9 protein-coding genes are annotated in these 12,539 nt (G+C 31.5%); 7 read left to right on the top strand and 2 right to left on the bottom strand.

Going from position 1 to position 12,539, the window contains the following annotated elements:
• Positions 1–61 precede the first annotated feature (61 nt).
• The 5 genes from CLU82_RS18385 to CLU82_RS18405 all read left to right on the top strand — a co-directional run bounded on the left by CLU82_RS18385 (position 62) and on the right by CLU82_RS18405 (position 5,882).
• Positions 62–730 carry an EamA family transporter gene (locus CLU82_RS18385; protein WP_369829039.1) on the top strand — a complete coding sequence of 223 codons (669 nt, stop codon included), beginning with the start codon at positions 62–64 and terminating at the stop codon, positions 728–730.
• Positions 731–1,074: 344 nt separating this feature from the next.
• Positions 1,075–1,821 (top strand): 3-oxoacyl-[acyl-carrier-protein] reductase, encoded by a 747-nt coding sequence (gene fabG / locus CLU82_RS18390; protein WP_100844471.1) that lies wholly within the window; start codon positions 1,075–1,077, stop codon positions 1,819–1,821.
• Between the two features lie 76 nt (positions 1,822–1,897).
• Positions 1,898–3,925 (top strand): hypothetical protein, encoded by a 2,028-nt coding sequence (locus tag CLU82_RS18395; protein WP_100844472.1) that lies wholly within the window; start codon positions 1,898–1,900, stop codon positions 3,923–3,925.
• 26 nt (positions 3,926–3,951) lie between these two features.
• Positions 3,952–4,848, top strand: a complete 897-nt coding sequence (locus tag CLU82_RS18400; RefSeq protein ID WP_100844473.1) for a LysR family transcriptional regulator — start codon at positions 3,952–3,954, stop codon at positions 4,846–4,848.
• Positions 4,849–4,919: 71 nt separating this feature from the next.
• Positions 4,920–5,882 carry a YeiH family protein gene (locus CLU82_RS18405; protein ID WP_100844474.1) on the top strand — a complete coding sequence of 321 codons (963 nt, stop codon included), beginning with the start codon at positions 4,920–4,922 and terminating at the stop codon, positions 5,880–5,882.
• Here the strand turns inward: CLU82_RS18405 and CLU82_RS18410 are convergent.
• The gene (locus CLU82_RS18410; protein ID WP_100844475.1) at positions 5,879–6,610 is read right to left on the bottom strand and encodes a YoaK family protein; all 732 of its coding nucleotides are present in this window, start codon (positions 6,608–6,610) and stop codon (positions 5,879–5,881) included. The two genes, CLU82_RS18405 and CLU82_RS18410, sit on opposite strands and share 4 nt — an antisense overlap.
• A gap of 97 nt (positions 6,611–6,707) precedes the next feature.
• Between CLU82_RS18410 and CLU82_RS18415 the strand changes: the two genes are divergently transcribed.
• The gene (locus CLU82_RS18415; protein ID WP_100844476.1) at positions 6,708–7,709 is read left to right on the top strand and encodes a zinc dependent phospholipase C family protein; all 1,002 of its coding nucleotides are present in this window, start codon (positions 6,708–6,710) and stop codon (positions 7,707–7,709) included.
• A 75-nt stretch (positions 7,710–7,784) separates the two neighbouring features.
• On the opposite strand, the gene CLU82_RS18420 is transcribed toward CLU82_RS18415, so the two are convergent.
• A complete protein-coding gene (locus CLU82_RS18420) occupies positions 7,785–9,884 on the bottom strand; it encodes an LTA synthase family protein (RefSeq protein ID WP_100844477.1) in 2,100 nt (699 codons plus the stop codon).
• A gap of 518 nt (positions 9,885–10,402) precedes the next feature.
• Between CLU82_RS18420 and CLU82_RS18425 the strand changes: the two genes are divergently transcribed.
• Positions 10,403–12,397, top strand: coding sequence for a chitobiase/beta-hexosaminidase C-terminal domain-containing protein (locus tag CLU82_RS18425; protein WP_198520241.1), 1,995 nt, complete (start codon positions 10,403–10,405; stop codon positions 12,395–12,397).
• Positions 12,398–12,539: the final 142 nt, after the last annotated feature.

The following is a 12,539-nucleotide window of genomic DNA, read 5'->3' on the forward strand; positions in this document are numbered from 1 at the left end:
TAATTTTCAATGGCTAGATGGAGTTTAAAAAATGTATTTTTGCTAACAAAAATATAGGACTATGTTATTTCTTATTCTATCTGTTATTTGTAGTGTAACTGTGGGTGTTATTTTTAAAATAGCCCGAAATTATCAAGTGCCTTCTACACAAATTGTGGCTTTTAATTATGTATTTGCTTTAGCGTTGTGTTACTTGTTTTTTAGCCCAGATGTAACAGTTTTGGATGCTTCATCACCTTGGATTGTCTTTGGCTCATTAGGAATTCTGTTGCCAGTTATTTTTGTTTTTCTTGCTGCTTCTATAAAACACATGGGAATTGTAAAAACAGATGCTGCTCAGCGTTTATCTTTGATTATTTCCCTTTTGGGAGCTTGGCTGTTTTTTCAAGAACAATTTAGTTTGTTAAAAGTAATGGCACTTTTGGCTGGACTTCCTGCACTATTGCTTATTTTAAATAAACCAACTGACAACAAGGAAAATAAATGGATGTATCCTGCGATTGTACTGGTTGGTTTTGGTGTAATAGATATTCTTTTTAAGCAAATTGCATTGAATTCAAATGTTCCTTTTACGACTTCTTTATTGGTGTTATTTTCTATTTCATTGATTGTAATGGCTGTTTACAATGTTTACGAACTGCTTTTCAAGAAAGTTAAATTTGATTTAAAAAGTATCATTTTTGGAGGATTAGTGGGGGGGGTAATTTTGGAAATATTCTATTTTATCTAAAAGCACATCAGGCATTTGCTGAAAATCCTTCAACTGTTTTTGCTGGAATGAATATGGGAGTTATTGTTTTGGGTAGTCTTGTTGGTATTTTTATTTTCAAAGAAAAAATAACAAGACGCAATGTTGCGGGGCTTTTATTGGCTTTGCTTGCTATTGTTTTGATTGTAGCTTCTCAATTAAAGTAAAATTGTAATTTTTTTCTATCCGTATTTTATTATTATATTTGACCTCTGTAAACTAGCCCTGATAGCAGTGAAAATCCTTTTTATTTTTTCTTTAAAAATAAAAAGATTGCAACGGATAGCAGGAATAGCTCCTAATAAAAAAATAAACTAATTTTTAATATGAAATTACTAGAAGGAAAAGTAGCCATTATTACTGGCGCAAGTCGTGGAATTGGAAAAGGAATTGCTGAAGTTTTCGCTAAAAATGGAGCAAATGTTGCCTTTACTTATAGTTCATCTGTAGAGTCTGCAGAGGCTTTAGAAAACGAATTGAATGCTTTAGGAATTAAAGCGAAAGGATATAAATCCAATGCAGCTGATTTTAATGAAGCACAAACTTTTGTAGATGCAGTTTTGGCTGAATTTGGAACTGTTGATATTTTGATAAACAACGCTGGAATCACCAAAGATAATTTATTAATGAGAATGTCTGAGGCTGATTTTGACCAAGTTATCGATGTGAATTTGAAATCAGTTTTTAATATGACAAAAGCGATTCAAAAAACATTTTTAAAACAACGTTCAGGTTCAATTATTAACATTAGTTCTGTTGTTGGTGTTTCTGGAAATGCAGGTCAAACGAATTATGCTGCTTCTAAAGCTGGTGCTATTGGTTTTACTAAATCGGTAGCTTTAGAGTTGGGTTCACGTAACATTCGTTGTAACGCAATCGCTCCAGGGTTTATTGAAACTGAAATGACAGCAAAATTAAGTGAGGATGTTGTAAAAGGATGGAGAGAAGGTATTCCTTTGAAACGCGGTGGTTCTACTGAAGATGTTGCTAATGCTTGTTTATTCTTAGCGTCAGATATGAGTGCTTATATTACTGGACAAGTATTGAATGTTTGTGGAGGAATGCTTACTTAATAAACAGTAGGTAGAATTAAGCTAGCAGTAATCTGCAATCTAAAATCTGCAATCTGAAATCTTTTTTAATTAAAATATGACGACAAACACAATTCTATTACTACTACTTTCTTTAATAATAGCGGGTGGTTTGTCATTTTTTCAATATTTGTATAAAGTCAAAAGCAAATCCAAAGTGAATTTGCTTTTGACTTTTTTGCGTTTTCTCAGTGTTTTTTCTTTATTGGTGCTGTTGATAAATCCAATTGTTACAACCAAAAAACTAGAAATAGTAAAGACACCATTACCAATAGTGATTGATAATTCTAACTCTATTTCTTTTTTGAATGCCAAAGAAAAAGCAGTTGAGCTGGCACAAAAATTAACTTCTAATAGTGCTATTCAAGAAAAATTTGAAGTGCAATCGTATCTTTTTGATACCGATTTTCGACAATCGGATAGTCTTAGTTTTAAGGGAACTCAGACTAATTTGGATTTGGTTGCCAAAAACTTAAAAAGCGTCTATAAAAATGCTTTTTATCCAACTGTAATAATCACTGATGGTAATCAAACCTCAGGGAATGATTATGTCTATAGTTTTAATGAAAACAATAAAGTATATCCTTTAGTTTTGGGCGATACAACCAAAGTATTGGATTTGAAAATCAATCAGCTGAATGTAAACCGATATGCATTTTTAAAGAATAAATTTCCGGTTGAAGTGTTTTTGCAGTATTCAGGTGATAAAAATATAACGGCCAATTTTAGTATTAGTCAGGGTAATGAAGTGCTGAACAAGCAAAGTGTTTCTTTTTCAGCTTCCAAAAGAATGGCTGTGGTAAATGTACTGCTGCCTGCAAATAAAGTAGGTTTACAAGTTTATAAAGCTAAAATTGAATCCAAAGTAAGCGAAAAAAACACATTTAATAATACCAAGAATTTTGCTGTTGAAGTTATTGATCAGAAAACAACGGTTGCTATTGTTTCATCAACCAATCATCCTGATATAGCTGTTTTAAAAAGAGCTATAGAATCTAATTTGCAACACAAAGTCGTATTACTAAAACCAAATGATGTAAAGTCTTTACAGGATTACAATGTACTGATTTTGTATCAGCCAACTTCTGCGTTTAAGTCCATTTTTGAAGCTAATAAAAAAGCAAATTTGAATACTTTTACTGTTACTGGTACGAGTACTGATTTTTCATTTTTAAATCAAGAACAGAATAATTTTGTTTTCAAAATGAGTGGTCAGGACGAAGATTATCAGGCTAATTTTGATACTCATTTCAATCTTTTTGAGATGGAAAATATTGGTTTTGAAAATTTCCCGCCTTTGCAAAATAGCTTTGGTACGATTACTCCAAATGGCGAAGTGAATGTATTGCTTTCTGCTAAAATCAGGAATATTGATACTAAAGCTCCGTTATTATCTTTTGTAGAAAATCAAGGCAGAAGATCGGCTTATTTATTTGGTGAAAATAGTTGGAAATGGAATATGCAGAGTCATATCGATACACAGTCTTTTGAAAAATATGATATTTTTATCAATAAAATTATACAATATTTAGCTTCTAATAATGCTAAAAAGTCGTTGGTTGTTAATCATGAAAGTTTTTATAATTCAGGTGAAACTATAGAAATTACGTCTCAATATTTCAATAAGAATTATGATTTTGATGAAAAAGCCCGTTTAACTATTGCGGTGACAAACATCAAAACGAAGCAAACTAAAAATTATGACCTTTTGAAAGGAAACAATATCTATAAAGTAAATCTTGATGGACTTGTTGCTGGAAGCTATAATTTTTCGGTTAAAGAATTGAATTCAAAAACATCCTATTCAGGTCATTTTGAGATTTTGGATTTCGATATAGAAAAGCAATTTGTTAATCCTGATGTTCAAAAATTAAAGCAATTAGCGTCGCAAACAAAAGGGGCAGCTTTTTATCCAGATCAAATTGATGTCTTGATCAAAACATTGTTGAAAAATGAGGAATACAAGCCAGTTCAGAAAGATGTAGTAACTAAATCTCCTTTAATTGATTGGAAATGGCTTTTGGTTTTGATTGCCATTTTTCTATCTACAGAATGGTTTGTTCGAAAATATAATGGAATGTTGTAGTTACTAATTTTAGCAAAATACAAATTATGGATTTTAGACTAAAAGTATTTTTCACTGTGGCAACTCGCTTAAGTTTTACTAAAGCTGCTGCCGAATTATTCATTACACAGCCCGCTATTTCCAAACATATTCAGGAACTCGAAGAAGAATATAAAATTAAACTCTTTGAAAGAAACGGTTCTAAAATCACACTTACAAATGCTGGAGAGGTATTACTAAAACATACCAAAAACATCTTTGAGATTTATCGAGAAATAGACTTTGACATGAGTACGTTCCTTAACGAGAGAAAAGGTTTGTTGCGACTCGGAGCCAGTACTACGATTTCTCAATATATTATTCCGCCTTTATTGGCACGCTTTCATCAAAAGCTGGAATCTGTAAAAGTGAGTTTGCTCAACGGAAATACAGAACAAATAGAACATGCATTATTAAATAAAGAAATCGAAATTGGAATTGTCGAAGGACAGTCCAAAAATCAATCGATAAAATATACGCAATTCATTAAAGATGAATTGGTTTTGGTTTGCAATGTGAATCATCCATTAGTTAAGAAAAAAGAAGTTTCTCCTGCAGATTTTAAATCCTTGCGTTTTGTTGTGCGTGAACAAGGTTCAGGAACACTTGAAGTTATTGAATATGCTTTGAAACCTTTTCATATTAAAATTGATGATTTACAGGTTGAAATGCAATTGGGAAGTACTGAAAGTATAAAATCATATCTGTTAAATTCTGATTGTGTGGCTTTTATGTCCATCCATGCAATTTCTAAGGAATTGAAAAATAAAGAATTACAAATAATTGATGTTGATAATTTGACTATTGAGCGTTATTTTTATATTATAACGTTACAAGGAAAATCTGAGTCTCTTTCAGAATTATTTATTAAAAACATTTCGAGTTATTATAACTTAAAGTTATAGTGGATTATTTTTAACGATTGGCACTGCTTGGCTTTTAAAGCGACCTTTGTAGTGTAAAAGTTAGCAAATCCATGAAATCGAATACTATCAATAGTCCTTATTTTTTCAAAATCGATGTAACCGTACAGCAAATAATTTTTGCTTTACTAATAATCCTTTGTTTGTTTCCTGTCATTTCGCCACCAATTGCTTTGTTTTTAGGTTTGATTGTTGCTAATGTTTTTGGTCACCCTTTTTTACATCTAAATCATAGGGCGACTACTATATTGTTACAAGTTTCTGTTGTAGGATTGGGTTTTGGTATGAATGTTCATAGTGCTGTAGCTGCAGGAAAGGAAGGTTTTCTTTTTACGATTGGATCAATTGTTGCCACAATTACTTTAGGAACTTTGTTGGGAAAATGGTTTAAGATTCAAAAGAAAATATCTCACCTTATCTCTTGTGGGACCGCTATTTGTGGTGGAAGCGCTATTGCTGCAATTGCCCCAGTTATCCAATCGGATGAAAAGCAAACTTCGGTGGCATTGGGAGTAATATTTATACTTAATTCTGTTGCTTTGTTTGCATTTCCTGTTATTGGACATTGGCTGCAAATGTCACAAAATGATTTTGGTTTGTGGTGTGCCATTGCTATTCACGATACGAGTTCTGTTGTTGGAGCTGCTAATAAATACGGTGCAGAAGCTTTGCAAGTGGCCACGACGGTAAAATTGGCTAGAGCGTTATGGATAATTCCCGTCGCTTTGATTACTTCAGTAGTTTTTAAAAATAAGGCTAGTAAAGTGAAGATTCCCTATTTTATTGGATTGTTTATTTTGGCAATGGTTTGTAATACTTATTTTTCTCCGATAACAGCTGTTGCTCCTCATTTTGTTTCTATTGCTAAAGCAGGTCTTACTGTTACTTTATTTTTGATAGGAGCAGGGTTGAGTAGTACTGTTTTAAAATCAGTTGGAGTATTACCATTATTACAAGGCATTATACTTTGGGTGAGTATTGCTGTTGGTACTTTATTAGCGATTCTATATTTCTAAAATGGTAATTTCTTGCGTTTAATGGCAATGATGTTCAACAGAATGTGATCGTAGTAAAGAGCAATTAACAGAAAGGAAGCTGCAATAAATAAAGTTTTTAATGCCAAATAGACATATATAAATCCGCCACAAAAACATCCTAGAAAGAAGAACGTGATAATGGAAAGTCTCAAATAAATACTGGTTTTTAAAGCTTTTCGTTCTTCTTCTTTTTTGTAGAAAAATAATTGTGAAAGCTCTATTCCCAAATCGGTAAAAAGCCCTGTTAAGTGTGTCGTTCTAACGGTAGATCGTGATATTTTGGTTACTAATGCATTTTGTATTCCCATAGCAAAAAGAAGTCCAAAGGCTATCCATTTTCCTCCGAATAAATAGAAATTTGGTTGATTACCAAACAATCCTAAAGTAATTAAAATAATAAATTCAATGACTATTGCTGGTAAATGGGAAAGGTGTTGTTTTTTCTCAGAAACCAATTCAGCTAAAAAATTGGAAGTGAAAGCACCTGCTAAAAAAAATAGCGTATAAATTAAAAATATAATTGCTTCCTGGTAGTCGTGTTTGGTAACTTCTTCTGCAAAAAAGGCAAAATGTCCAGTAACGTTTGTTGTTAGAGTCTTTACAGCTAAAACTCCAGTTACATTTACAATGCCAGCTACAAATGATAATAATATGGCAAGGCGTAAATTATGTTTTGAAGTTCTGTTTTTGCCTTGATGTTTAAACATTTTAATTTATTTTTCTTTGGCTTAACATAAAATTAAACACAAAATGCTTGAATTATGTTTAAAAAAAATACTTTTGTATTTCAATTAAATAAATATAATGAAAAATTTTAAATTAAAACAAAGAGTTCTTACTTTCTCTGCAATTGGTGTTGCTTTTGTCAGTTTGTCTTGGGGTATTTTTGGCCACGAGCATATTAATAATGCAGCTGTAATGGCATTGCCAAAACCAATACAGACCTTTTTTTATAATCATATTGATTTTATAACTCAAGAAGCAACAGTTCCAGATTTACGTAAATATACTTTACGCGATAAAGCAGAAGGGCCACGTCATTATATGGATGTTGAGAATTTTGGGTCATTGGATTCTGTTCCGCATTCATTCGAAGATGCTAAGAAAAAATATACTGAGAAGTTCTTAAATGATAATGGTTTTGTATTATGGTACATTCAGGAAATAATGACCAAGTTGACCAAAGCTATGAAAGATAAAAGAAAGACTGAAATTTTATTTTTAGCGGCCGATTTGGGGCATTATATTGGTGATGCTAATATGCCTTTGCATACTTCTGCGAATCATGATGGACAACTTACGAATCAAAAAGGAATTCATGCTATGTTTGAATCTCGTATGCCTGAAATGTTTGGTAAAGATTATAATTTTTATACAGGCGAAGCTAAATACATTGATAATGTTGAAAAAGCGACTTGGGACATGATAAAAGATTCTCATAGTCAGGTAGAACCTCTTTTACTTATCGATAGAAAACTACGCGAATCATTTGCAAAAGATAAAATATTTCAAATGGATGAAAAAGGGAATGTGGCTAAAAATAAGTATGGTGATATGATTTATTCTAAGGAATATGTAACTCAACTTCATACGGCTTTGAACGGAATGGTTGAAAAACAAATGAGAAAAGCAATCGTTTCTATTGCTAATTTTTGGTATACTGCATGGGTTAACGCAGGAAAACCAAATCTAGAAGACTTAGATTCAAAAGAAATGACTAATCGTAATAAAAAGAATTTGAAAAAGGATTTGAAACTTTGGAAAGCAGGTAAGCTTTTTGGTTTAGAAAGCGAAAATGATTTCTAATCTTCAATGAAATAAAATAGAAAAGCCTGTAAAACGAATTTTTACAGGCTTTTCTATTTTCAGGATTGAGTTCTACTATTTCAATTCTTGGTATTTCTTTTTCTTCAGTATATCTGAAGCAGTTTGGTAATACGATACAGCATCGTTAACAAGATCTGTTCTTTCGGTTTTCAAAGGAACCTGATCATAATAGATTTGAAAATCTGAAGCCGTTTTTTGATCTGGTTTTAAAGTCAATTGAAACTGTTTTACAGTTTGTTTTGGAGAAAGAATAGTCAAAATATTGTCTTTTATTAATCCCAAATCCTGATAGGTTGCAATTAAAGCTCTTGGTTTGTAATCTGGTTTCAGAACATCTTGTCCGTAAAATTTACTTTGATAATTGAAATTCAATAATCCAAATAGTGTTGGCATAATATCAATTTGTGACATTACATTTGTATATTTTTGAGGCTGAATAAAACCTGGGCTGTAAATCATAGCAGGAATTCTGTATTTATCCACAGGAAGTTCCGTTTTACCTGCACTTGAAGCGCAATGGTCAGCTAAGATTACAAACACGGTGTTTTTATACCAAGGTTGTTTACTAGCCATTTCAAAGAATTTCTTCAAGGCATAATCTGTATATTTTACACCACCATCGCGAGATTTTGCATCACCAGGAATATCAATTTTATTATTTGGATAGGTAAATGGACGGTGATTACTGACAGTCATCCAATGGTTAAAGAAAGGTTTACCATCTCTAGCCTCTGCATTCATTATTTTTATTGCTTTATTAGCCATATCTTCGTCACAAACGCCCCAAATATTTGCAAAAGTAATTTCTTCGGGAGTAAATGATTTTTTATCTACAATATCATAACCATTTCCAGTAAAAAAATCTTCCATGTTGTCAAAGAAAGCATCTCCTCCATATAGAAACTTCACGTTATAATCTCTTTCTTTAAAAACAGATCCAGTAGAAAATTTCTTTTTATTGTCTTCTCTTTTTACAACACTCTCACCAGCAGTAGGGGGAAAACATAAGGTTACTGCTTCAAGTCCGCGAACTGTTCTGTTTCCTACGGCATATAAATTGGTGAACAATAAACTTTGTTGAGCAAGATTGTCAAGAAATGGAGTTATGTTTTGCTCGTTGCCATACATTTTCATAAAATCGGCACTGTAACTTTCTATGGTAATTAAAACTACATTTTTATGAGTTTCAATGGAATCACTTTTGATTTGTCTTAAAGTTGATACACCAGAAATGGATGGAATTTGTTTTCTTAATAAAGCAAAAGCTTCATTTTCTGGTAAAGTTTTGTAAAATTTAAAATAATCCAATTCACTATTCATGAATGCTAAATAGAAACGATACATTCCGTTAGCTTGCAATTCATTGGTAAAAACATTTTGAGAGTTTTCTTTTTTGGCTAGATAAGGGATGGCTAATAAGGAAATACCAAATAAGACAAGATAAATTGCCGATATTTTTATTTTTTCTGTAAAAGTTGGGATTGCATCAATATAGTTTCTAGTTCTTTTAATAATAAAATAAGTCACTATTCCAGCGATTAAAAATAAAGTCGAAAACAAAGGAATTACTGGATAAGATTCCATGATGTTCCCGATAACTTCATTAGTGTAAACTAAATAGTTTACAGCTATGAAATTATATTTAACTCCAAATTCATTCCAAAAAAAGTACTCGCTAATTCCGTTTTGAAGGATAAGAACAACGTATAAAAAAATTACAAAAGTGAATAGCCAAAATCTAATTTTGGTTCTGTATTTTGGTAGAAAAAGTAATAACCCAAATAATATAGTTTTAAGGCCAACGAAAATCATTCCTATTTTTGGTAAAGCACCACCATATTCATTTAGAATTGTTTTTCCAGAAGCTATATAAAGTAAAAGCGCTACTAATAGTCCAAAAATAATGTAACCATAAGGTTTATAGTACTTTGAGTTGGATATAAAAATAAGATACAACCATAAAAATCCAGTAGCTATTACAAATACAAATAAATCAGAAAGGAATCCTATTGTAAATATTTTTAAACTATCTATAAAAATAAAAGAAGTTTGTGTTATCGGATGAAACATTAAAACAATTCGCAGAACGAAACTAACAATAATATAGAAAATTGCTAGATTGTAAAAAGGAGAAAATTTTTTTAGAAAATTCATAGAGTTTTATTTTTGAGCAAAAATACAAAAAAGGGTGCTAGAATAGTATTTATGTTAAAATGATTTGATTTCATGTTTGACTTTATTCTATTATTTATTTTGGAATTTGATTATTATGATTTGAAAGATATTTAAGGTAGAATTTGGTTTGAAATTTTTTGTTGTAAAAAACCAACTATGATATTTGTTAAATTTTTAAAAGTTATTAATACTATCACGTTATCGTAGCTCTATATTTTTTTGACCTCCTTAGTTCTCGTTTTATTTTATATAATTTAGAAGTTTTTATTGTTGTAAATTCTGAATTATTGATGTTTTAATTGCTGTTTTACTAAAAAATTAACTTTTAAGCATCGGGTTTTGATTCTAAATTGTAAACATTAAACTCTAATATAAAGTATCATTAACTTACTAAAAAAACTATGTATAAAAAATTACTTTTAAAAAAAACACTTGTCTTTTGTTCGATTTTGTTTTCAATATTTGTTGGCCAGGCCCAAACATTTAAGGACGATATAATGATGCAGGCATTCGGCTGGGATGTTTATAATCAGTCAACTGTAACAGCAGAGGGAGGGCTCTATAATTATTTGAATAATAGAACTAGTAATTATGCAGCAGCTGGTTTTACTGTATTGTGGATGCCGCCACCAAGTAAATCTTCTGGAGGAGTGGGGTATATCCCTACAGAATTGTATGATTTTTCTCAAACAGTTTACGGATCAGAAAGTCAATTGACAACTTTATTGACAAATTTAAACAATAGTTCTCCAAAAATTCATCCAATGGCTGATGTCGTTGTGAATCATAGAGGAGGTACAACGAATTGGACTGATTTTACAAATCCTACATGGGACTGTAAATCAATAACAAGTACTGACGAAGCTAATACAGGAGTGATTACTGGTGTAAAACCTTGTGGTACTGCTGATACAGGAGATGATTTTAATGGAGCAAGAGATTTAGATCATACTAATTCGCAAGTACAAGATGGTGTGAAAGATTATTTGTCTAAATTAAAAGCACTTGGATTTGATAGCTGGAGATGGGATATGGTAAAAGGTTTTTCAGCAAGTTATGTTGGGGCTTATAATACTGCTTCTGCTCCTTATGGATCAGTTGGAGAGTACTGGGATGGTGATGCAACTAAAGTGAAATCATGGGTTGATGGGACAAGTAAAAAATCAACAGCTTTTGATTTTCCTTTGTATTATAATTTAAGCACTGCAGTTGCAGGTAACTATACAAAATTAGCAGGTACTCCTGGATTATCAAGCCAAACTGGTTATAAAGATTTAGCAGTTACATTTGTAGATAATCATGATACTTTTGTTACAACAGCTTGGATGTCTGATGTTAATTTAATGAAAGGATATGCATATATTTTGACTCATCCTGGAATACCATGTGTGTTTTTCTCACATTATTATGGAGGAGTTTATTCAAAAGATAATGTGACTAGAACATATACTAGTCATGAAAGTGAGATAAATGTTTTAATGGCAGTTAGAAAAGCAAATTCAATAAATGCTTTGAGCTCTGTGAGCATTGTGACAGCTTCAACAACAGAATATTTGGCTATAATTGATGGCAAAGTAGCTGTTAGGTTAGGTAACACAACTACAGTTCCTTCAGGTGTAGATTGGATTGAAAACGCTTCGGGTACGGGTTACAAAGTTTGGTCAAAAGTAGTTGTAAATGTAGCACCCACAGTTACAATTAGCCCTGTTGGAGGTTCATTTGTTGCAGGAACTACACAAGCAGTTACAATTACTGCAAAAGATGATAAAGCAGGCTCTAAGATTTATTATACTATAGATGGTACAACACCTACCGCTAGTTCTCTAGTTTATTCAACTCCTATAAACGTTAGCTCAACGACAACAATAAAAGCGATTGCTGAAGACTCAGAAGGATTATTTTCAGGAGTTGCTTCACAAACTTATACATTTTTGGCAGTTGGGAATATTACAGTACGTTTTTTACCTCCAACTTCTTGGGTAAAACCTATAAATATTCATCATTGGGATGCTATTCCATTAGCTAATTCAGCCAATTCAACATGGCCTGGAGATGTAATGACAGGACCAGACGTAAATGGTTATTATAGTTATGTTTTTAATAACATCATTAGTACTAATATTATTTTTAATGGTAAAACAGGGACTCCACAAACAGCAGATATTGTTGGTGTGAACAAAAATACTTGCTATAATATGTCTACGGGAACATTAGTTGAAGAAACATGTCCTAATTTAGGTATAGAAACTCCTAAAATTAAAACTGAAAAGATTAGTCTTTATCCGGTTCCGGTTTTAGATACTTTTAAAATAAATGCAATAGTTTCAAACGTATTTGTTTATGATATTAATGGTAGAATTGTAAAACAATTAAAAGAAACTTTAGAAGCTAATACCGCGGTTGAAATTAGTAATTTGAATAAAGGTGTTTACTTTTTGACTGCAAATGATGCTAATGGTAGCAGTTTTACAATTAAGTTTTTCAAGGAATAAAAAAAAAGGTTTTAGTTGGTTAGAGAAAGGTTGTTTGATAAGTTCAAACAGCCTTTTTTGTTTTAATTGGGTCTTTTTATAGAGAATAAAAGAAATGAAATTTTGAGATATGTTTTATAGTTAAGAAAACAGCTAAATTATC

The sequence above is a fragment of the Flavobacterium sp. 5 genome, assembly GCF_002813295.1.
In the GTDB taxonomy this organism is placed as follows: Bacteria; Bacteroidota; Bacteroidia; order Flavobacteriales; family Flavobacteriaceae; genus Flavobacterium.

Coding starts and splice junctions, on each gene's coding strand:
- CLU82_RS18395 (WP_100844472.1), top strand. CDS start 1,898: ATGACGACAAACACAATTCTATTACTACTACTTTCTTTAATAATAGCG.
- CLU82_RS18425 (WP_198520241.1), top strand. CDS start 10,403: ATGATGCAGGCATTCGGCTGGGATGTTTATAATCAGTCAACTGTAACA.
- fabG (WP_100844471.1), top strand. CDS start 1,075: ATGAAATTACTAGAAGGAAAAGTAGCCATTATTACTGGCGCAAGTCGT.
- CLU82_RS18410 (WP_100844475.1), bottom strand. CDS start 6,610: ATGTTTAAACATCAAGGCAAAAACAGAACTTCAAAACATAATTTACGC.
- CLU82_RS18385 (WP_369829039.1), top strand. CDS start 62: ATGTTATTTCTTATTCTATCTGTTATTTGTAGTGTAACTGTGGGTGTT.
- CLU82_RS18420 (WP_100844477.1), bottom strand. CDS start 9,884: ATGAATTTTCTAAAAAAATTTTCTCCTTTTTACAATCTAGCAATTTTC.
- CLU82_RS18415 (WP_100844476.1), top strand. CDS start 6,708: ATGAAAAATTTTAAATTAAAACAAAGAGTTCTTACTTTCTCTGCAATT.
- CLU82_RS18405 (WP_100844474.1), top strand. CDS start 4,920: ATGAAATCGAATACTATCAATAGTCCTTATTTTTTCAAAATCGATGTA.
- CLU82_RS18400 (WP_100844473.1), top strand. CDS start 3,952: ATGGATTTTAGACTAAAAGTATTTTTCACTGTGGCAACTCGCTTAAGT.